The sequence below is a fragment of the Oceanimonas sp. CAM02 genome (assembly GCF_032842915.1).
GTDB lineage: Bacteria > Pseudomonadota > Gammaproteobacteria > Enterobacterales > Aeromonadaceae > Oceanimonas > Oceanimonas smirnovii.
This window is the reverse complement of record NZ_JAWJBK010000026.1, coordinates 1-19563: the sequence shown is the minus strand read 5'-3', so window position 1 is coordinate 19563 and position 19563 is coordinate 1. Positions and strand designations below refer to the sequence as shown.

Genomic DNA, 19563 nt, shown 5'->3' with positions numbered 1-19563 from the left:
GAAATGGCAGATGAAGTACGGTACTATACGGATGAGTATTACCCGAAAGTGCGGCGCCACATGGCGCTGGGAGGAATAACTCCCAATGCCTACGCAGCGGCCGCTTAACTTAAGTGTCTACTTTATCGGGGCCACTCCATGCCGCTTTAGCCGGCACAAACCGGAAGGCGCTTTCAGACAAAAGGCCTGCTGCGCAGGCCCTGCCAACTAAAGTGGCAGCTACAACAGAAGCATAATCAGATCATTTACTGATGTAATAAAAAACCGGGCTAACAGGCCCGGTTTTTGTAGGCCCGAATTTATTCGGGCAACTTGCTCATTGCCCCACTGAAGTGGGGCCTACAAGAGCCTACGATTCAATCTCCAGGCTGTCTACCCGCTGCAAACCGCGGGGCAGCAGGGCGCCGCGGCGGCCGCGTTCACCTTCATAGTGGGCCAGATCGGCGGGCTTGAGGGTGAGCTTGCGCTTGCCGGCATGAATGGTCACGCTGGCCCCTTCCGGCACCACCGCCAGCTGCTTGACGAAGTCTTCCCGGGCCTGCACCTTGGCCCCGGTAATACCGATCAACTTATTACCTTTGCCCTTGGCCAGCATGGGCAGATCCTTTAACGGGAACAACAGCATGCGGCCCTCGTTGGTCACCACCAGACACTGGCCCGCATCGGCCTGAGACACAGGCACGGGTTTCAGCACCTCGCCGCCGGCAGGCACCGTCAGTAGCGCCTTGCCGTTCTTGTTGCGGCTGACCATGTCACCATAGCGGCAGACAAAGCCGTAACCGGCATCGGACGCCAGCAGGTAAAGCGCCTCCTCTTCTCCGGCCAGCACAAAGCGGGCCTGCTCCCCCGGGCTCAGGCTGCAGCGACCGGTGAGCGGCTCACCCTGGCCCCGGGCCGAGGGCAGGCTGTGGGCATCCAGGCCGTAGGCCCGGCCGGAGCTTGCCAGAAACACTGCCATCTGATTGCTGCGCCCGGCAGCGGCATCGAGAAAACTGTCGCCGGCCTTGTAGCTGAGGGTGGCCCCGTCCACCTCATGGCCCTTGGCGGAGCGGATCCAGCCTTTTTCCGACAACACTATGGTCACCGGCTCACTGGGGATCAGCTCTTTTTCACTTAAGGCTTTGGCTTCTTCGCGCACCACCAGGGGGGAGCGGCGATCGTCGCCGTATTTCTCGGCATCCGCCAGTATCTCTTTTTTGAGCAGGGTGCTGAGACGGCGCTCTGACCCAAGGATCTGCGCCAGCTTGTCGCGCTCGGCGGCCAGCTCGTCCTGCTCACCACGGATCTTCATTTCTTCCAGCTTGGCCAGGTGACGCAGTTTCAGCTCAAGAATGGCTTCGGCCTGAATCTCGGTGAGGCCAAAGCGGGCCATCAGCACCGGCTTGGGCTCGTCTTCAGTGCGAATAATCTCAATCACCTCGTCGATGTTGAGGAAGGCGATCAGCAAACCGGCCAGAATATGCAGCCGGGCTTCCACCTTGTCGAGCCGGTGCTGCAGCCGGTTGCGCACGGTTTCACGGCGGAACTGCAGCCACTCACTCAGAATGCGATCCAGCGTTTTCACCTGAGGCCGGTTGTCCAGCCCCAGCATGTTGAGGTTAACCCGATAGTGCTTTTCCAGATCCGTGCTGGCGAACAGATGCTGCATCAGCTGCTCCACATCCACCCGGTTGGATCGGGGAATGATCACCAGACGAGTGGGGTTTTCATGATCCGACTCGTCCCGCAGATCCGCCACCATGGGCAGCTTTTTAGCCTGCATCTGACCGGCAATCTGCTCAAGTATTTTGGCACCGCTGGCCTGATGGGGCAGCGCCGTTATGACGATGTCGCCCTGCTCCATCTGGTAAACGGCACGCATTTTAATGCTGCCCTTGCCGGTTTCGTAAATCTTCTGAATATCGGCTTTGGGGGTGATGATCTCGGCCTGAGTGGGATAATCGGGGCCGGCCACGTGCTCCATCAGCTCAGCCACAGTGGCCTTGGGATGGTCCAGCAAATGCACACAGGCGTTGGCCAGCTCGCGCACGTTATGAGGCGGAATATCGGTGGCCATGCCCACGGCAATGCCAGTCACGCCGTTCAGCAATATGTGCGGCAGCTGGGCCGGCAGCATGCGCGGCTCTTTCATGGTGCCGTCGAAGTTCGGGATCCACTCCACCGTGCCCTGGCCGAGCTCGGACAGCAGCAACTCAGAGAAGCGCGACAGCCGCGCCTCGGTATAACGCATGGCGGCGAACGATTTGGGATCATCCGGCGCACCCCAGTTGCCCTGGCCGTCCACCAGCGGGTAACGGTAGGAGAAGGGCTGGGCCATCAGTACCATGGCCTCGTAACAGGCGGAGTCGCCGTGGGGATGGTACTTACCCAGCACGTCACCCACGGTACGGGCCGATTTCTTGTGCTTGGACAGGGCCGACAGCCCCAGCTCGCTCATGGCGTAAATGATGCGACGCTGTACCGGCTTGAGGCCGTCGCCGATGTGCGGCAGGGCCCGATCCATGATCACGTACATGGAATAATTGAGGTAAGCCTGCTCGGTAAAGGTGTGCAGCGGCAGGCGCTCCACCCCTTCCATGGTAAAATCTTGATTCATATCGTTTTATGTCCTCAGGCCAGGGGATCGACCATATTGCCCTTGGTTTCCAGCCATTCCCGGCGATCACCGGCGCGCTTCTTGGCCAGCAGCATGTCCATCAGCTGGGCGGTGGCCTCGGTGTCGTCCACGGTCAGCTGCACCAGCCGGCGGGTGTTGGGATCGAGCGTGGTTTCCCGCAGCTGCTTGGGGTTCATTTCACCCAGGCCCTTAAAGCGGGTGACCTGCACCTTGCCCCGTTTCTTCTCGGCACGAATGCGCTCCAGCACACCATCGCGTTCGTCTTCATCCAGGGCGTAGAACACTTCCTTGCCCACGTCGATGCGGTACAGGGGCGGCATGGCCACAAACACGTGCCCCGCCGCTACCAGGTGCTGAAAGTGACGCACAAACAGAGCGCACAGCAGGGTGGCGATGTGCAGGCCGTCGGAGTCGGCGTCGGCGAGAATGCAGATCTTGCCGTAGCGCAGGCCGGACAGATCGTCCGAGTCCGGATCCAGGCCAATGGCCACCGAGATGTCGTGCACTTCCTGAGAGGCCAGCACCTGGCCGGACTCCACTTCCCAGGTATTAAGTATTTTTCCGCGCAGCGGCATGATGGCCTGAAACTCTCTGTCCCGGGCCTGCTTGGCGCTGCCGCCGGCGGAGTCCCCTTCCACCAGAAACAGCTCGCCCTGCAGCGGATCGGAACAGGCGCAGTCGGTCAGCTTGCCGGGCAGCGCCGGCCCCTGGGTGACTTTTTTGCGCACCACTTTCTTAGCCTGACGCAACCGGCGCTGGGCGCTGCTGATGCACAGCTCGGCCAGCTGCTCGGCCAGCTCGATATGCTGGTTCAGCCACAGGCTAAAGGCGTCTTTTACCACACCGGAAACAAAGGCCGCACACTGGCGCGACGACAGCCGCTCCTTGGTCTGGCCGGCAAACTGGGGATCCTGGATTTTGACCGACAGAATATAGGCACAGCGCTCCCAGATATCATCCGGGGTCAGTTTGACGCCCCGCGGCAGCAGATTGCGGAATTCACAGAACTCGCGCATGGCATCCAGCAGGCCCTGACGCAAACCGTTAACGTGAGTCCCCCCTTGAGCGGTGGGGATCAGGTTAACGTAGCTTTCTCCCAGGGTGTCGCCCCCTTCCGGCAGCCAGCACAGGGCCCAGTCGGCGGCCGAATGTTCAGTCGCGAAGCTGCCGGTAAAGGGCGCTTCCGGCAGGCAGGGGGAATCCTTGACCGCTTCCACCAGATAGTCTTTCAGGCCGTCTTCGTAGCACCATTCCAGCGACTCGTTATTGGCCTTGTCATCAAAGCGGATGGTGAGCCCGGGGCACAGCACCGCCTTGGCCCGCAGCAGGTGCTTGAGCCGGGTGGCTGAAAATTTGGGGGCATCGAAGTAACTGATATCGGGCCAGAACCGTACTCGCGTACCTGTGTTACGCTGACCACAGGTGCCGGTTACGGTGAGATCATTGACCTTGTTGCCGTTTTCAAAGGCCATTTCATAGACCTGGCCACCCCGGCGCACGGTCACGTCGAGCCGGGTGCTGAGGGCGTTAACCACTGAAATGCCCACCCCGTGCAGACCACCGGAGAACTGGTAGTTTTTGCCGGAGAATTTGCCGCCGGCATGCAGCTTGCTGAAGATAAGCTCCACCCCGGAGATGCCTTCTTCCGGGTGAATGTCCACCGGCATGCCGCGACCGTCGTCTATCACCTCAAGGGACTGATCCGGGTGCAGGATCACTTCCACCTTGCGGGCGTGGCCGGCCAGGGCTTCGTCCACGCTGTTGTCGATAACTTCCTGGCCAAGGTGATTGGGGCGGCTGGTGTCGGTATACATGCCGGGGCGACGACGCACCGGCTCCAGACCATTGAGAACCTCAATGGCGTCGGCAGTATATTGACTCGATGTCATGTTGACCTTCGGTAATCTGGGGTGATTGCCGGATCTTACTACTCGAAGGCCATTGCTGGAAGAAGGAAGCAAAACAGCCGGAAGCCGGAAATAATATCGTTTGCAGGCCAGTGCACTGCCGTCGGTCAAAGGGCACTGCTTCGCCGGCACGCCGTAAACCCATCCATGGGGGCTCCGTTGCGCCATCCATGGCGCAAAGGGCACGGCGAAGCAGACACCCTTTGCCCTCCTCAGCACACCCGGCGCTGGCTGTCAGCTTACAGACAACGCCGGTGTTGCCCGAAGCAGCAGTGGGGATTACCGAAGCCGACCGTCAAATGTCATGGATGACATTTGCCGAGCGTCCCAAGGATGGGCTCGAAGCGTGTCGTGAAGGGTAACCGCGCTGCTGCTTCGCTTTGCAGCGGGCCAGACAGACACGGACGTGGGAACGAGAGCGGATTAGAGTTGCAGGAAGCGGATTATCTGGGCGCAGTAGTGCTGAAAGCCGATAAAGGAGTGGTCACCGCCTTTCTGAATGCAGACCCGGGCGAAACGGTAATAGTCCAAGGCTTCCCGGTAGTCGAGCACTTCGTCTTCCTGCTGTTGCAGCAGCCAGATGCGCTCAAGACAACAGGGCTCATTTACTCTCAGCTCTGCCAGCTCGGCCATATGCTGACGCTCCAGCGTATAGCGCTCGCCGGTGTAGGGGTTTTCCTGCTCCCCCAGCCAGTCGGCCAGCAGAATATGCGGATTGACCGCCGGGTTCACCACCACGGCACGCACGCCATAGTGCTCCGCCACCCGCGTGGCCCAGAAGCCTCCGAGGGACGAGCCGACCACCCCAAAGGGCGTATTAAGCTGGTCACAAATGGACGCTATCTGAGCCCAGGCTGCCGCCGGCGTGGCCGCCAGCTGGGGGCAGACCAGCTCAATATCAGGCCTGTGCTGCTCAAGATGTTCCCGCATCAACTGAGCCTTGATGGAATTGGGAGACGAATTGAAGCCGTGCAGATAAAGCAGGGTGGCCATCATTAATATCCTCTGGCACTGAAGTCGGGCACAAAGGCGTCGGGGGGCAGCCGCCACACCCGGGTACTGAGCCGGCCATCAGGGTGCAGCGACAGCTGACGCCAGCCCGGGGCGGTATGATCCAGAGCGAAGTCATCAGACAACGGCTTGAACTGAATGCAGGTAGAAGGACTGGCCAGATAACGAATACCGTTTTGTACCTCGTCAAAGCCCTGATGTACATGACCGCACAACACCACTCTGGTGGCATTATGCTGGTTTAGCCTGACCGCCAGTTCATCCGCATTACGCAGGTTGTGCTGATCCAGCCAGGCGCAGCCTACGGGCACCGCCTGATGATGCACTGCCACCAGCAGATGATGATGGGGATAAGCAACGACCGCCTCGTCCACCATGACCAGCTGCTGCTCGCTTAGCCGGCCGCAGGTTTCTCCCTGGGCCTGAGAATCCAGCAGCAACACCTGCCAGTGCTCCCCAAGCAGATGTTTGGCCTGATGAATACCGGCTCCGTCCAGCTCGGCCTGCATAACAGGGGCTTCATCATGATTGCCCGGCAGCCAGAATACCGGCGGTGTCAGTTCAGCCATCATGCTCACAAAGTGACGATAAGACGCCGGGCTCTGATCCTGAGACAAATCACCGGTGGCCAGAATGGCATCGCAGCCGGCCAGCTCTTCTTTCATGGCATTCACCACGGCCCGGCAGCTGTGCCAGGTGGGCACACCCAGCAGATCACCCTCGGTATCGGCGAATAAGTGAGTATCGGTTATCTGGGAAAGCTCTATGGTGCCGCTGGCGGCTTGAGTACCAAGGGGAAGAGTGGAAAGCGTCATTGCCTCGCTCAAAGCTGTTTGACCGTGCTGAATCCGTGTTGCAGGCAACATCTCAGCCATTCGGCCAGAAAGAAATTAACCTGTTCCTTTTCGTTACGGTGGTGCATTTTTTGGTTGGGATAATCATAACTTGGCTGCAGCGCCGAAATCTGTTGACTGGCACACACTTCGGCCATTCTTACATCATGATAAAGCCGCACCCGCACTTTCATGCGCATAAACACCGGCAAACCCGGCGTGCACTGCTCAATGGACACATGCCAGGTATAGGGTGCAGTTTCCAATACCCGTAGCACAAACAGCACCTGCTCACTGATGCCCACCGACAGGCTCTCGCCCGCTTGAGCCTCATTAGGCAACAGCTTCATCAGCGCCATATAGTTGGTGTCACAAGTGCGCTGCAGCCCCTTTAAGTCCGGCACATGCTTGTTACGAGTACGAACAGATATCAACGTCTCCTCCTTGGGCATGGCAAGGGCTTGTCTTGCCCTACTTCCACAGCCCGGCTTCATGGTTCAGCGCCAGCCATTGCAGTGCAATCACACTGGCGGCGTTATCTATTCTACCATCAGCCAGCCATTGCATCGCCTCTCTGCGCGAAAGCCGGTGCACGCGAATATCTTCGCCTTCGTCGGTCAGCCCCGCATGACTGGCTGCCTGAGTGGCATCCACCTCCCCTACAAAGACAGTAATGCGCTCGCTGCAACCGCCCGGGCTGGAGAAATAACTCATGGCACGGGTCAGCCGGCCCAGGGTTAACCCTGCTTCTTCTTCTGCTTCACGGCGTACCACTTCTTCTTCCGACTCGCCGGGCTCCACTATGCCCGCCACCACTTCCAGCAGCCAGGGGCTGCTGTCATGATGAATGGCACCCACGCGAAACTGCTCCACCAGAACCACCTCATCGCGTACCGGGTCATAAGGCAACACAGCAGCAGCATGCCCCCGGTCAAACAGCTCCCGGGTCAGTTCCGGGCCCCAGCCGCCGGCAAACAGACGGTGGCGCAGCCGTACCTTCAACAGCCGGAAAAAACCTTTATACCCCGTATCCTCGGCTATAATCTGCATGTCCTGCCGCCCAAAACGGGCGCTGTTATTATTGCTCATGCTGGCTCCTTGCTTGACATTCCGACGGCAAAATTTAGACTGAAACGCCTTAATGAATGAACGTTCATTCTCTTATTGTATATTGTAACGACCTGCCGAATTAATAATGCGCATGTTACCGTTATACTGAACAGACGAAAACCGACTGCCTGCATGTGCCGGGCATAATGGCTCCACTCGCTTTACAAGGCCCATTCATGAAAAAAACACTGTTGTCGACCCTGGTATTGCTGTGTGCCGCAGGCCAGGCCCAGGCTGAAAACCTGCTGGAAATCTATCAGCAGGCCACGCAAAACGATCCTCAGGTGCGTGAAGCCAAGGCCCGCCGCGATGCCGCCTTTGAGAAAATTAATGAATCCCGCGCTGCTCTGCTTCCTCAGATTAACCTGGGTGCAGGCGCGACCTATACCGAAAGCAATCAGACCGACTCTACCGTCACCAATGCCGGTGTTAATCTGAGTCAGGCACTGTATCGCAAGTCGAGCTGGGTCAACCTGGATATCACCGAAAAGCAGGCAGCACAAAGCGAAGTCAGCTACAAACAGGTGCAGCAACTGCTCATTTTGCGTGCCACTCAGGCTTACTTTAATGTGCTTAATGCCGAAGACGCCCTGAGCTTTGTCCAGGCCAATAAAGAAGCGGTCAGCCGCCAGCTGGAGCAGACCAAGCAACGTTTTGAGGTGGGCTTGAGTGCCATGACAGACGTGCACGAAGCTCAGGCTCAGTATGATCAGGCACTGGCAGATGAAATTATTGCCCGCAACGCTCTCGACAACAGCAAAGAAGCCCTGCGTGAGCTTACCGGCATGAGCTATGATCAGCTGTCTGCACTCAACACTGACAGTTTCAGCCCTCAGGCACCGGTGCTGCGCGCTGACGGCTGGCTCGACATTGCCCTGGAGCAAAACCTGGAGCTGCACGGCCAGCGCATTGCCAAAGACATTGCCAGCGAGCAAATTGATCTGGCACAGGCGGGTCATCACCCTACTCTCGACTTGAATGCCGGCCTTAACAGCCGCCGCACTGATTTCAGCGGCAGCTCGGCCAGCAATAATGTACGCGACAACACCCTCAGTGAGGGCAGCTTGGGAGTCAGCTTTAATCTGCCGCTTTATTCAGGTGGTGCCACCAGCTCTCAGGTAAGCCAGGCACAATACAACTATGTCGCCGCCAGCGAGCTGCTGGAAAAAAGCTTTCGCTCCGTGCAGAGCAGCGTGTACTCCTCTTATAACGACGTCACCGGCGCACTTGGCTCCATTCGCGCCTTTGAGCAGCTGGTAGTGTCGGCAGAAAGCGCACTCAGTGCTACCGAGGCCGGCTATGAAGTGGGAACCCGCACCATAGTCGACGTGCTTAACGCCACTCAGCAGCTGTATGATGCCAAGCAGAAACTGTCTTCTGCCCGTTACAACTACATCATCAGCCAGTTGCAGCTCAAGCAGTCGGCCGGCAACCTCACCGAGCAGGATCTGATTGACATCAATAACGGACTGCAACGCTGACGCTGCACACTCAACACAAGGAACAAACGTGGTTAAGATTATTGTAGGCATTGCCCTGGTAGCCCTATTTTTGCTTTTTTTCTATCGCGCTCAGGGCAACAAACAGGCCGCTGCAGAAAATATTCAGGCCGGTGAAGCCTTCCTTGCCGATAACAAACAGCAGGAAGGAGTACAGACCACCGCCTCCGGCCTGCAGTATCAGGTATTGCAAGCAGGCACCGGCACGGTTCACCCCAAGGCCAGTGACAAGGTTACGGTGCATTACCATGGCACCCTGCTCGACGGCACCGTCTTCGACAGCTCGGTTGAGCGTGGCGAAACCATACAGTTTGGCCTCAAACAGGTGATCAAGGGCTGGACCGAAGGCCTGCAGCTGATGGTGGAAGGCGAGAAGACCCGCTTCTTTATTCCCGCCAGTCTGGCCTACGGTAACCGCGCCGTGGGCAAAATACCACCGGGTTCCGTACTGATTTTTGAGGTTGAGCTGTTCAGGATCAACTAATAAGAGGTTTTATTTGCCGGGTTCGCTGACTGCAGCCCGGCGCATCAGCCAGCCGGCAATCACACCCAACAGCACAATACGCAACACATGGTGAAATATCACCCAACTTGGCTCCAACCCGGTCACCAGCGCCAAGTAAATCATGGCTTCTACCGCTCCCGGCGCATAGGCCAGCCACACCTGAAACACCGGCAACTCCAGCCACCAACCCACCAGCCCCGCCCATAACAATGACACCAGCGAACTCGACAGGCTTACCAGTAAGCCGGCCACCAGCAGGCCCGCCATTTCCCGCGCTGGCAGCGGTCGCAACCGGCTGCCCATCAAGGCCCCCAGCAGAATCATACTGACCGGGATCAGTCCCGCCACCGGCAGTACTGCTTCACCCAGCCAGGCAGCGCAGGATCCGGCCACAAACACGCCGGAAAGAATATGGCTGGCCGGCACCCTGAGCCGGTCCAGCAACTGACCGCCGCCCCAAGCCAGGGCCACCAGCGCCAGGGTGGCGGGAGCGGACAGCGTCAGACTGGCAGGCGTGGGGGCCAGCGGCACCCACTCCAACACCATAGCGGTGCTGACCGTGGCCACCAGGGCGATCACCCGCACCGTTTGTGACAGGATCACGCGAATGGGATTATCGAGCTGGGTAGCCAGCGCCGCCATCACCGACAGCGCCCCCGGTGACGAGCCCATCGCTGCTTCCTGGCGGGACCAGCCAAGCCGGTGCAACAGGTATTGCCCCAGAGGAATTTGCGTGGCCAGACACAGCAAAAGCCCCGCCACACTAATCAATAGCGAGGCGGGGCCGGGTAAATGCAAGTCCAGACGCAGCCCCACGGCCACCCCCAGACAGGCCTGTATGGTTGGCAACAAACGCTGGGGTAACGCAACTTCCCACCCCAGTAATACGGCTCCAGCCACCACCAGCATGGCCCCCAGCAGCCAGTCGGAAGGAAAGCCGGCCCAATGGGCCAGCCCTCCTCCCGCCGCACCCAGCAGGGCTGTACGCAGCCAGATGATCATGCTTCGGCGGCCGCCTGCTTTTGCCGGCGGCGCCGGCTCATCAGCAGCGGCAGCACCAGTACCAGCACGCTCAACCCCCATAGCGTCAAGGTAACGCCATTACCGAACAATATGCCCCAGTCACCGGCACTGATGGACAGTGCCCGGCGCAGGTTGTCTTCCAGCACCTCGCCCAGTACCAGGCCAAGAATGACAGGTGCCAGCGAGAAGCCCAGCTTGCGCAACAAAAAGCCAAACACGCCCAGCAGGATCATGAAGAACAGATCAAAACTAGCACCGTGAATGGAGTAGATGCCCACAAAAGTCAGCATTACAATCACCGGCACCAGATAGGCCTGGCGCACGCTCAGCATGCGCACGAACACGCCGACCAAAGGCAGGTTCATCACCAGCAGGGCAATGTTGCCCACGAACATGGAGGCGATCAGGCCCCAGGCGATGTCCGGCTTCTGAGTGAACAGCAGCGGACCCGGCGTCACATCAAACAACAGCAGTGCACCCAGCAGAATGGCGGTGGTGCCGGAGCCGGGAATGCCCAGTGTCAGCATGGGCACCATGGAGCCTACTGCTGCTGAGTTGTTGGCCGCTTCCGGTGCTGCCAGGCCACGCACGTCGCCCTGGCCAAACTCGTTGTGCTCACCGGCCAGACGCTTTTCAGTGCCATAGGCCACAGCACTGGCTACAGAGGCACCGGTGCCCGGCAGCACGCCAATCACAAAGCCAATCAGGGTAGAGCGCAGCACGGTCCAGCGTACTTTTACCAGATCCGCCGCCTGCACGAACGACTTGCTCACCTTTTCCAGCCGGCCACCACCACCGTAATGATGCTCCACCAGCAGCAGAATTTCGCTGATGGCAAACATGCCGATCACCACCACCAGAAAGTCGATGCCGTCAAACAGGCTGGTCAGGCCAAAGGTAAAACGCAGCACGCCGGTACCCGAGTCCACGCCCACGGTGGCCATGGCCAGGCCAATCAGGGCACCGATCACGGTTTTCACCGGACGCGAACCCACCATGGATGCCAGGCAGCACAGAGCAAACACCATCAGCGCCACAAACTCCGCCGGACCAAAGGTCACCGCCAGCCGGGTCAGCAAGGGAGTGAAAATTACCAGCAACACCAGGGCCCCCATGGAGCCGGCAAAGGACGACACCGCCGATAGCGCCAGCGCCCGGCCGCCCTCACCCCGCTTGGCCATGGGGTGGCCGTCCAGGGTGGTCATAATGGCCCCAGCGTCGCCGGGTACGTTCAGCAAAATACTGGAGATGCGGCCACCATATTCGGCACCATAATAAACTCCTGCCAGCAAAATAATGGCTGAAGCCGGTTCCAGGCCGATGGAATAAGCCAGAGGAAGCAGAATGGCAATGCCGTTGATGGGACCAATACCCGGCAGGGCCCCCATCAGGGTACCGAAAAAACAACCTGCCAGAACCAGCCCCAGGTTCATGGGTGTCAGGGCTACGGCAAAGCCGCTCGCCAGGGTAGACAAAACATCCATGGGTTCAACCTCCAAAAATAGTGCCCACCGGCACATTCAGCTCCAGCAGCCAGCTCAACAGCAGGTGCCCCACGCCGCCCAGCGCCGCGGAGTACACCAGAGCCCGGCCCCAGTCCAGCCCGAACAGGCGGGCAAACAGGGTGCCGACCAGCCAGGTGGATAACACAAAGCCCAGCCATTCAAAACACCAGGCATAGGCCAGCAGGCACAGCACCACCACCACATGGCGGGCAAACAGGCTGCGGCCATAGGCCTCTTTCAGCCGATCAGGCCGAATGGCCAGCCACAACGCGGTGCCAAACAGCAACACCGCCAGAATCAGCGGTATGGCCTTGGGCCCCACGGGTTCATATTGAAAGGGCACGTCCAGTTGCCAGGCGGCAGCCCCCAGGGCCACCGCCAGCACCATCAGCGCCAGCGAAAAACAGCGATCCGCCATAGCGCACCTCTTACTTGAGCAGTCCCATTTCACGGGACAGGGTCTGGAATTTCTCGACTTCGGCTTTTACGTAAGCTTCATACTCGTCGCCGGCCATGGACAGGGGGAACAGTCCCTGGTGGTTGCGCACCTCGACAAATTCCGCGGTCTGGTAGAGCTCGTTAAACTGCTGCACCCAGTAGTTATAGGCCTCGTCGGATACGTCCGGCGCCATGTAAAAGCCGCGCATGATCGGCCATTCCATGTCATAGCCCTGCTCGGTGGCGGTGGGAATATCCGCAAAATCACCGTCCAGCCGCTTCGGCGACAGTACCGCCAGCACCCGCACTATGCCCGCATCCAGCTGGCCTTTGATTTCAGACATATCTCCTGGATAAACCTGAATATGATTGCCCAGCACAGCTGCCATGGCGTCACCACCGCCTTCATAGGCCACGTAGCGCATGGAACGCGGATCCAACCCCAGACTGCGATAGAGAAAAGCCGCCTTCATCCAGTCCTGGCTACCCACGGTGCCACCGGCACCAAACACCAGCTTGTTGGGATTGGCTTTCAGATCCGCCACCAGCTCTTCCAGGCTTTGCCAGGGCGCATCGTCTTTGACAATAATGGCACCATAGTCGGTACCGACTGCACCTACCCAGCGGGCGTCATCCACATCCAAATCCCGGCCAAATTTGTGCAGGGCCAAGTTCAGTGAAGAGCCGGAGCTGAACGCCACCACGGCGTTGTTGTCTTCCCGGCGGTTGCTGTTCATATGGGTATAGGCCACAGCACCCACGCCACCGGGCATAAAGGTCACCCGCATCGGTTCTTTCAACAGACCGGATTTATCCAGGCTGGTAGTAAGAATGCGGCAGGTGAGATCAAAGCCGCCACCTGGCTTGGCAGGAGCGATGCACTCGGGTTTATCGGGGGTAAATTCGGCGTTTGCGGTACCGGTCATCATCAGCAGGCCGGCGCCCAGCAGGGCCTTGGTGAGGGAATGCAGCTTCATAACGATTCTCCTTGTTTGAGGTTCCATGGCACAATTTCAGCCATTTGAAGCCAAACCCTTGTTTCATATAAAAGCATTAACAAGGGTTTTACAATTCCCTATGCTAACGGCGTAAGCTGTCACCAAGCTGTCATGAAGGAGCAAGGCTCAAAATATGCGCATTCTTGTGATCGAAGACACGCTCGTACTGGGCGAGGCCATTGCCGACCGACTGCAGAAGTTGGGGCATGGCACCGATCTTATTGGCAATGGTCGACAGGCCGCAGACTGGTTGCGTCACCAGCAGGTAGACCTGATTATTCTGGATCTCAACCTGCCCGGTCTGAATGGTGATACCCTGCTGGCGGAGCTGCGCCAGCGCAGGAACACCACGCCGGTACTGATCCTCACTGCCCGGAACGGCCTTGACGATCGCATCAAACTGCTTGATTTGGGTGCCGACGACTATCTGGCCAAGCCCTTTGACTTTGGTGAGCTGGAAGCACGGGTTCGGGCCCTGCTGCGTCGCCGACAGGGTTATGCCGCCGACGTAAGCGAGCACGGCAACCTGATGTTCAACCGCTCAGCCAAGACCGTTACCATCAATGGCGAACCCTGTTTACTGGTGAACCGGGAATTCCGGCTACTGGAGATTTTTCTCGGCGGACTGGAGCGGGTGATGAGCAAAGAAGAACTTACCGATAAACTGTTTAACGCCGATGAAACGCCCTCTGCCAATGCCATTGAGCTCTATGTAGCCAGACTGCGCAAAAAGCTGGTGGGCAGCTCGATACATATTCAGACCCTGCGCGGCCTGGGCTATGTGGCCCACGTGCAGCCAATACAACCATGAACGTCGCAGACAACCTGCGCCACCCGGCTCTGCGCCGTCGTCTGCTGGTCCTGAGTGGTGCCGTGTTGGCGATCCTGGCCCTGCTTACGCTGACGCTGATGCACAGCTATGCCCGGCAAACCGCCGATCGTAGCTACGATCTGATGCTGGGTAGCGCCGTGCTGCAGCTGGGCCAGTCAGTACGCCACACCAGCCGAGGCTTTACGGTCGATCTTCCGGTGGCGGCCTTTGCCACCCTGGCCCAGGCTCGGGACGACCGGGTGTTTTACCGCATCAGTGTCAACGGTGAAGTGCTGACCGGCTACGCAGATCTGCCCGCCCCACCACCCCGCTCGGCGTCGGCACAAGCGCTGACTCAGGCCAAGCCGGACTTTTTCAATGTCATTTATCAGGATGAGCCGTTGCGCGTGGCCCGACTGGTGCGGCTCAACACCGAGCGCCTGCCGCAGGATACAATCGTTATCGAGATGGCCCAAACCCGGCTTGCCCGAAACGCCATGGTCGAGGCCATGCTGCATCCGGCCCTGGAGCTGATGCTGGCGGTGCTGGCGGTGGCCTTGGGGCTGCTGTGGCTGGGCATTTATTACGCTTTTTCACCGTTTCGTCAGCTGGCCAGGGCGCTGGCACGGCGCTCCCCGAAGGATCTGACGCCGCTGGCTTTGCCGGTGCCCAAAGAAACCTTGCCTCTGCTCGATACCATCAATCACTTTATCGTCCGCCAGCAAGCCATGCTGGAGCGAATGGAGTCCTACACTTCCATCGCCGCCCACCAGTTGCGCACTCCCCTGGCCAGCTTGCGCGCCCTGTGTGAAAACGCACGGGACGAAGCCGATACCAGTCGACGGCAGCGAATACTGGGACAATTGGTAGAGCAATGCGACCAGCTGTCACTGACGGTGCGTCATCTGCTCAATCAGGCCATGCTGGATCATCGCTTTCACAGTCTTGAGCCAAAGCCTGTGGCCTTGAATGAACTGACCCGCAATGTGTGCCTGGAACTGGCGGTTCAGGCCTTGCGCCAGGGCGTGGAGCTGGCCTTTGAGCCCTCTGAAAAAGAAATGCATATTCAAGGGGATGCCTTTGCCCTGACCCAGATGCTCAGCAATCTTATTGATAACGCCGTGGCTCACAGCCCACAACAGGGGCTGGTAGAGATCAGGGTAACGGGCAGTACCATTCGCATTTGCGATCAAGGGCCGGGCATTGCCGACGACGAAAAGGAAAAGGTGTTTGAACGCTTTTACAGGAGTATAACCAGCCGTCACTATGGCAGTGGTATGGGCATGGCTATCGCCCGGGATGTGGCCGAGCATCATCATGCTCACATTCTCCTTTCCGACAACCTGCCCCATGGCCTGGTGGTGGAGATTTGCTTTAAACCGAAGGAGCCACAATGAACTGGTGTTACGGGGTCCTGTCCCTGCTCTGCGCGCTAATGGCACAGGCCGAACAAACGGTACGGCTACCGGCACAACAACATCAGCAGCATGAACTGGTGATTTACAGCGCCACCGATTACCAGCACATGGCACCACTGCTGCACGCCTTTCAGCAACGCAAGCCTTATGTCGCCATTCGTTTTGAGGACTTTAACTCCCAGGCGTTGTATCAGCGATTTCTTGAAGAAGGCAAAACCTCTCCGGCAGATCTGCTGCTGAGCTCAGCCATGGATCTGCAACTGAAACTGGTCAATGACGGTCACGCCCGACCCTGGCACTCCGAACGTACCAAAGCGCTGCCCGACGGCACCCACTGGCGTCACGAGTTGTTTGCCGTGACCGTAGAGCCGGTGGTAATGGTGCTCAACCGCAAACTGCTGGGTGAACATGACCTCCCTCAAAGCCGCCAGGAGCTACTTGCCCTGCTACGCCAGGATCCTGATCGTTTCAGACAGCGCATTCGTACTTATGACATTACTCAAAGCGGCGTCGGTTACCTGCTGGCCACCCAGGACAGTCAGCAGGGCGAAAGCTACGGCCGTCTGCTGGAAGCCTTTGGCGGCCTGTCGGTACACCTGAGTGAAAGCAGCAACGACATGTTGGACGAACTCGCCAATGGCGATGCCATACTGGGCTATAACCTGCTGGGCTCCTATGTGGCCGCCGCCGTGGCAAAACATCCACAACTGGCGGTGGTGGCCCCCCGGGATTACAGCCTGATGCTGATGCGCCTGGCACTGATCCCCCGGCATGCTCAACACACAGAGCTGGCCGGCGAGCTGCTCGACTTTATGCTGTCTCCCAGCGGCCAGGCGGCACTGGCCGAGGGCGGCCTGCTGCCCCTGCTGACCCCAGACTACGGCCTGACCATCACTCCACAAGGCCCGGTCACTCCCATTCCACTGAGCCCGGCTCTGTTGCCGGCACTGGACCCCCTCGATAAGCAAGGCTTTGTCCGTTCGTGGATAAATTCCTTGGTACCCTGAACAAGAGGCATACCAAATGGATTCATCACTTGCTCAGACCGTCGTCCTGATAAACGTCTGTACTTCCCTGCAGAAAGATACCGGGTCAAGCCCGGTATGACAGTGTTTTAAACTGAGCGTTGTTGCCAGAAAATGACAGAGTCAGCGGGTACGAATGGCTTCGATAATGGCGGTGGTGGAGCAGCCGTCTTCAAAGTTAAGCACTTTCACTTCGCCACCGTTAGCGGTCACTTCAGCGTAACCGGCGATCTCTTCCGGCTTGTAATCACCACCCTTGACCAGAATATCCGGCAGCACGCCGGCAATCAGCCGCTGAGGCGTGTCTTCGGCAAAGGGCACCACCCAGTCTACCGCGCCCAGCGCTTCCAGCACCGCCATGCGGCGATCCACTGTGTTTACCGGCCGGCCTTCGCCCTTGAGCGCCCGTACCGACTCATCAGTGTTCACTGCCACTATCAGCCGATCACCCAGCTTGCGGGCATTGTTCAGGTAAGACACATGGCCAGCGTGGAGAATGTCAAAGCAGCCATTGGTCATGACGATTTTTTCGCCGCGGCGGCGGGCTGCTTCCACCACAAACTTGAGCTGCTGCTCACTGACCACGCCCATGCCAGACTCGGCCGCACCGTAAAGGGCGTTGGCCAGTTCAATGGCAGACACGGTAGAGGTACCCAGCTTGCCCACTACGATGCCGGCGGCCACATTGGCCAGAGCACAGGCTTCTTCCAGCTCCAGACCGGCAGCCAGGCTGGTGGCCAGAGTGGCGATGACGGTATCGCCGGCACCGGTCACGTCGAACACCTCATGAGAGCGGGCCGGCAAATGCAGCTCGTCACCCTCACGGCGAATTAAGGTCATGCCATGCTCGGAGCGGGTGACCAGCAGCGCCTGCAAGTCAAAGCGCTTCACCAGCTCCCGGCCGCGCTCCACCAGCTCCTGCTCGTCTTTTACCTTGCCCACCACGGCTTCAAACTCGCTCATATTGGGCGTGAGCAAAGTGGCACCGCGGTATTTTTCAAACTCGGTACCCTTGGGGTCAACCAGCACCGGCACCCCTGCCTCACGGGCTGCTCGGATCAGCTCCTGCACCCGTGCCAGAGCGCCCTTGGCATAATCCGACAACACCACCACACCGGCCTGGGCCAGCGCCGCAGCATGCTTTTCGGTAAGAGGAATGGCATCGTCGGCATCAAAACCGTTTTCAAAATCGAGCCGCAGCAGTTGCTGGTTACGGCTCATCACCCTGAGCTTGGTGATGGTGGGATGTACGGCATGGCGCACAAAGTCACACCGCACCCCCACCGCCTGCATGCGATCTTCCAGGGCATTGGCTGCTTCATCGTTGCCGGTCAGGCCCAGCAGCTGAGCACCGGCACCCAGCGCAGCGGCGTTCAGCGCCACGTTGGCGGCCCCCCCCGGACGTTCTTCATTGTGCTCTACCTTGACCACAGGCACCGGCGCCTCGGGAGAGATGCGTCCGGTGGGACCGGACCAGTAGCGGTCCAGCATCACATCCCCGACTACCAACACCCTGGCATGGTTAAATTCCGGCAGCTTGATCTTCATAGGTAAAGACTCTTTAAACAGGTGGAAAGCACAAATAATATCACAGCCAAACCGCCCTTGGGCGCGCGGGTGGTCATTAACGCCGGAGTTCTTTAAAATCCGCACATTCCTTTTTACTGGCGCTGTGACATGCAAACACACCGGCTTCCTTCTTTTCGTGCAGCCTTGCTGCATCCGCGCTTCTGGCCTGCCTGGCTGGGGCTGGGGGTGCTCTGGCTGCTGGTTACATTGCTGCCCTGGCGCGCTCAGATGGCACTGGGCAGAGCCTTGGGCCGGCTGGCCATGAAGCCGCTGAAGTCCCGGGTAAAGGTGGCCCGGCGCAATCTGGAGCTGGCGCTGCCGGAGCTGAGCGACGCTGAGCGGGAAACGCTGCTGAAGGCCAACTTTGAAAGCGTGGGCTGCGCCGTGTTTGAAACCGGCATGGCCTGGTTCTGGCCTCACTGGCGCATGCGTGCCATAACCATCATGGAGGGCACAGAACATGTGGATGCCGCCGTGGCCAAAGGCCAGGGCATGCTGCTGCTGTCGGCGCATTTTCTGACGCTGGAGCTGAACGCCCGCCAGTTCGGCCTTTATCGACCCGGTGTGGGCGTGTACCGGCCCAACACCAATCCGGTGCTGGAATATGCTCAGGTGCACGGCCGCTGCCGCTCCAATAAATATCTGGTGGACCGGCTCGATATCAAGGGCATGCTCAAGGCGCTGCGCGCCGGCGATGCGCTCTGGTACGCGCCGGATCATGACTATGGCCGCCATGCCAGTGTATTTGTGCCCTTTTTCGCCGTGAACAAGGCAGCCACCATTACCGGTACTGCGACTCTGGCGCGCGTAAAGAAAACCGTTACCCTGCCCTGTTTTACCCTGCGCGAAAAGAATGGCTACCGGCTGGTGATCCAGGCCCCGCTGGACAACTTTCCCGTCGGCGACGATGAAGCCGATGCCATCACCGGCAACAGGGTAATAGAAGCCGCCATTCGCCGCGCGCCGGAGCAGTACATGTGGCTGCACCGCCGGTTCAAGACCCAGCCGGAACGGGGCATGCCGTCACGGTACTGAGCTTAAGGGGGACTGGGGACTGGTAATCAGGTCTCGAGTTTTCGTTTGATGCTGCGCTGCAACCCGTTAAGCAAGCGAAATGTGTGGTCCAACTGCCGAAAGACATCTTGACTGCTCCCCTCCCTAAAGGAAGGGGATTCCCAATTCACCGAGAACCGGACACGGAGACTGACCCCATGCCGCTTACATTCTCTCCAAGGGCTAACACCGCCAGCCCGGCGGCTTTAATGTTTGTCGCGGCGTTGATGTCGCGGTCATG

At 59.0% G+C, this 19563-nt stretch carries 17 protein-coding genes; 6 read left to right on the top strand and 11 right to left on the bottom strand.

All coding sequences use genetic code 11. The features are described from left to right. Positions 1 to 349 precede the first annotated feature (349 nt). From parC to nudF, 6 genes are all read right to left on the bottom strand, one after another. Positions 350 to 2596, bottom strand: a complete 2247-nt coding sequence (gene parC / locus R0I78_RS08885) for a DNA topoisomerase IV subunit A (protein WP_317075097.1) — start codon at positions 2594 to 2596, stop codon at positions 350 to 352. A gap of 14 nt (positions 2597 to 2610) precedes the next feature. Then, a complete protein-coding gene (gene parE, locus R0I78_RS08880) occupies positions 2611 to 4506 on the bottom strand; it encodes a DNA topoisomerase IV subunit B (protein WP_317075096.1) in 1896 nt (631 codons plus the stop codon). Between the two features lie 441 nt (positions 4507 to 4947). Continuing rightward, complete coding sequence (locus R0I78_RS08875) at positions 4948 to 5520, bottom strand: YqiA/YcfP family alpha/beta fold hydrolase (protein ID WP_317075095.1); 573 nt, start codon at positions 5518 to 5520, stop codon at positions 4948 to 4950. Further along, positions 5520 to 6350: a 3',5'-cyclic-AMP phosphodiesterase gene (cpdA, locus tag R0I78_RS08870; protein ID WP_317075094.1), complete on the bottom strand. Its 831-nt coding sequence runs from the start codon at positions 6348 to 6350 to the stop codon at positions 5520 to 5522. The genes R0I78_RS08875 and cpdA overlap by 1 nt, the downstream gene beginning before the upstream one ends. A gap of 8 nt (positions 6351 to 6358) precedes the next feature. Then, positions 6359 to 6802: a DUF1249 domain-containing protein gene (locus R0I78_RS08865; protein ID WP_019933091.1), complete on the bottom strand. Its 444-nt coding sequence runs from the start codon at positions 6800 to 6802 to the stop codon at positions 6359 to 6361. A 37-nt stretch (positions 6803 to 6839) separates the two neighbouring features. After that, a complete protein-coding gene (gene nudF / locus R0I78_RS08860; protein WP_317075093.1) occupies positions 6840 to 7457 on the bottom strand; it encodes an ADP-ribose diphosphatase in 618 nt (205 codons plus the stop codon). Between the two features lie 197 nt (positions 7458 to 7654). Between nudF and tolC the strand changes: the two genes are divergently transcribed. Next, the gene (gene tolC / locus R0I78_RS08855; protein ID WP_019933089.1) at positions 7655 to 8959 is read left to right on the top strand and encodes an outer membrane channel protein TolC; all 1305 of its coding nucleotides are present in this window, start codon (positions 7655 to 7657) and stop codon (positions 8957 to 8959) included. A gap of 37 nt (positions 8960 to 8996) precedes the next feature. Beyond that, a complete protein-coding gene (locus R0I78_RS08850) occupies positions 8997 to 9461 on the top strand; it encodes an FKBP-type peptidyl-prolyl cis-trans isomerase (RefSeq protein ID WP_395535200.1) in 465 nt (154 codons plus the stop codon). A gap of 9 nt (positions 9462 to 9470) precedes the next feature. Here the strand turns inward: R0I78_RS08850 and R0I78_RS08845 are convergent, their stop codons facing one another. The 4 genes from R0I78_RS08845 to R0I78_RS08830 are packed head-to-tail and all read right to left on the bottom strand — an operon-like array spanning position 9471 to position 13425. Beyond that, positions 9471 to 10484, bottom strand: coding sequence for an AbrB family transcriptional regulator (locus R0I78_RS08845; RefSeq protein WP_317075091.1), 1014 nt, complete (start codon positions 10482 to 10484; stop codon positions 9471 to 9473). Then, complete coding sequence (locus tag R0I78_RS08840) at positions 10481 to 11989, bottom strand: tripartite tricarboxylate transporter permease (RefSeq protein ID WP_317075090.1); 1509 nt, start codon at positions 11987 to 11989, stop codon at positions 10481 to 10483. The genes R0I78_RS08845 and R0I78_RS08840 overlap by 4 nt, the downstream gene beginning before the upstream one ends. Positions 11990 to 11993: 4 nt before the next feature. Continuing rightward, complete coding sequence (locus tag R0I78_RS08835) at positions 11994 to 12428, bottom strand: tripartite tricarboxylate transporter TctB family protein (RefSeq protein ID WP_317075089.1); 435 nt, start codon at positions 12426 to 12428, stop codon at positions 11994 to 11996. Between the two features lie 10 nt (positions 12429 to 12438). Beyond that, a complete protein-coding gene (locus tag R0I78_RS08830; RefSeq protein ID WP_317075088.1) occupies positions 12439 to 13425 on the bottom strand; it encodes a tripartite tricarboxylate transporter substrate binding protein in 987 nt (328 codons plus the stop codon). Between the two features lie 154 nt (positions 13426 to 13579). On the opposite strand from R0I78_RS08830, the gene R0I78_RS08825 reads away from it, so the two are divergent. From R0I78_RS08825 to R0I78_RS08815, 3 genes are read left to right on the top strand one after another with little or no spacing between them, the layout of a single operon-like run. Then, a complete protein-coding gene (locus R0I78_RS08825; RefSeq protein WP_317075087.1) occupies positions 13580 to 14257 on the top strand; it encodes a response regulator transcription factor in 678 nt (225 codons plus the stop codon). Next, positions 14254 to 15654, top strand: a complete 1401-nt coding sequence (locus tag R0I78_RS08820) for a sensor histidine kinase (protein ID WP_317075086.1) — start codon at positions 14254 to 14256, stop codon at positions 15652 to 15654. The genes R0I78_RS08825 and R0I78_RS08820 overlap by 4 nt, the downstream gene beginning before the upstream one ends. Next, the gene (locus R0I78_RS08815) at positions 15651 to 16682 is read left to right on the top strand and encodes an ABC transporter substrate-binding protein (RefSeq protein ID WP_317075085.1); all 1032 of its coding nucleotides are present in this window, start codon (positions 15651 to 15653) and stop codon (positions 16680 to 16682) included. The genes R0I78_RS08820 and R0I78_RS08815 overlap by 4 nt, the downstream gene beginning before the upstream one ends. A gap of 141 nt (positions 16683 to 16823) precedes the next feature. On the opposite strand, the gene hldE is transcribed toward R0I78_RS08815, so the two are convergent. Further along, positions 16824 to 18248 carry a bifunctional D-glycero-beta-D-manno-heptose-7-phosphate kinase/D-glycero-beta-D-manno-heptose 1-phosphate adenylyltransferase HldE gene (hldE, locus tag R0I78_RS08810; protein ID WP_019933087.1) on the bottom strand — a complete coding sequence of 475 codons (1425 nt, stop codon included), beginning with the start codon at positions 18246 to 18248 and terminating at the stop codon, positions 16824 to 16826. 129 nt (positions 18249 to 18377) lie between these two features. Here hldE and lpxL point away from each other — a divergent pair, with 129 nt between their 5' ends. Continuing rightward, positions 18378 to 19304, top strand: a complete 927-nt coding sequence (lpxL, locus tag R0I78_RS08805; protein WP_317075084.1) for an LpxL/LpxP family Kdo(2)-lipid IV(A) lauroyl/palmitoleoyl acyltransferase — start codon at positions 18378 to 18380, stop codon at positions 19302 to 19304. Positions 19305 to 19563: the final 259 nt, after the last annotated feature.

Excerpts from the sequence above, each read along its gene's own strand:
- parC (WP_317075097.1), bottom strand. The coding sequence starts at position 2,596 with ATGAATCAAGATTTTACCATGGAAGGGGTGGAGCGCCTGCCGCTGCAC.
- parE (WP_317075096.1), bottom strand. The coding sequence starts at position 4,506 with ATGACATCGAGTCAATATACTGCCGACGCCATTGAGGTTCTCAATGGT.
- R0I78_RS08875 (WP_317075095.1), bottom strand. The coding sequence starts at position 5,520 with ATGATGGCCACCCTGCTTTATCTGCACGGCTTCAATTCGTCTCCCAAT.
- cpdA (WP_317075094.1), bottom strand. The coding sequence starts at position 6,350 with ATGACGCTTTCCACTCTTCCCCTTGGTACTCAAGCCGCCAGCGGCACC.
- nudF (WP_317075093.1), bottom strand. The coding sequence starts at position 7,457 with ATGAGCAATAATAACAGCGCCCGTTTTGGGCGGCAGGACATGCAGATT.
- tolC (WP_019933089.1), top strand. The coding sequence starts at position 7,655 with ATGAAAAAAACACTGTTGTCGACCCTGGTATTGCTGTGTGCCGCAGGC.
- R0I78_RS08845 (WP_317075091.1), bottom strand. The coding sequence starts at position 10,484 with ATGATCATCTGGCTGCGTACAGCCCTGCTGGGTGCGGCGGGAGGAGGG.
- R0I78_RS08840 (WP_317075090.1), bottom strand. The coding sequence starts at position 11,989 with ATGGATGTTTTGTCTACCCTGGCGAGCGGCTTTGCCGTAGCCCTGACA.
- R0I78_RS08835 (WP_317075089.1), bottom strand. The coding sequence starts at position 12,428 with ATGGCGGATCGCTGTTTTTCGCTGGCGCTGATGGTGCTGGCGGTGGCC.
- R0I78_RS08830 (WP_317075088.1), bottom strand. The coding sequence starts at position 13,425 with ATGAAGCTGCATTCCCTCACCAAGGCCCTGCTGGGCGCCGGCCTGCTG.
- R0I78_RS08825 (WP_317075087.1), top strand. The coding sequence starts at position 13,580 with ATGCGCATTCTTGTGATCGAAGACACGCTCGTACTGGGCGAGGCCATT.
- R0I78_RS08820 (WP_317075086.1), top strand. The coding sequence starts at position 14,254 with ATGAACGTCGCAGACAACCTGCGCCACCCGGCTCTGCGCCGTCGTCTG.
- R0I78_RS08815 (WP_317075085.1), top strand. The coding sequence starts at position 15,651 with ATGAACTGGTGTTACGGGGTCCTGTCCCTGCTCTGCGCGCTAATGGCA.
- hldE (WP_019933087.1), bottom strand. The coding sequence starts at position 18,248 with ATGAAGATCAAGCTGCCGGAATTTAACCATGCCAGGGTGTTGGTAGTC.
- lpxL (WP_317075084.1), top strand. The coding sequence starts at position 18,378 with ATGCAAACACACCGGCTTCCTTCTTTTCGTGCAGCCTTGCTGCATCCG.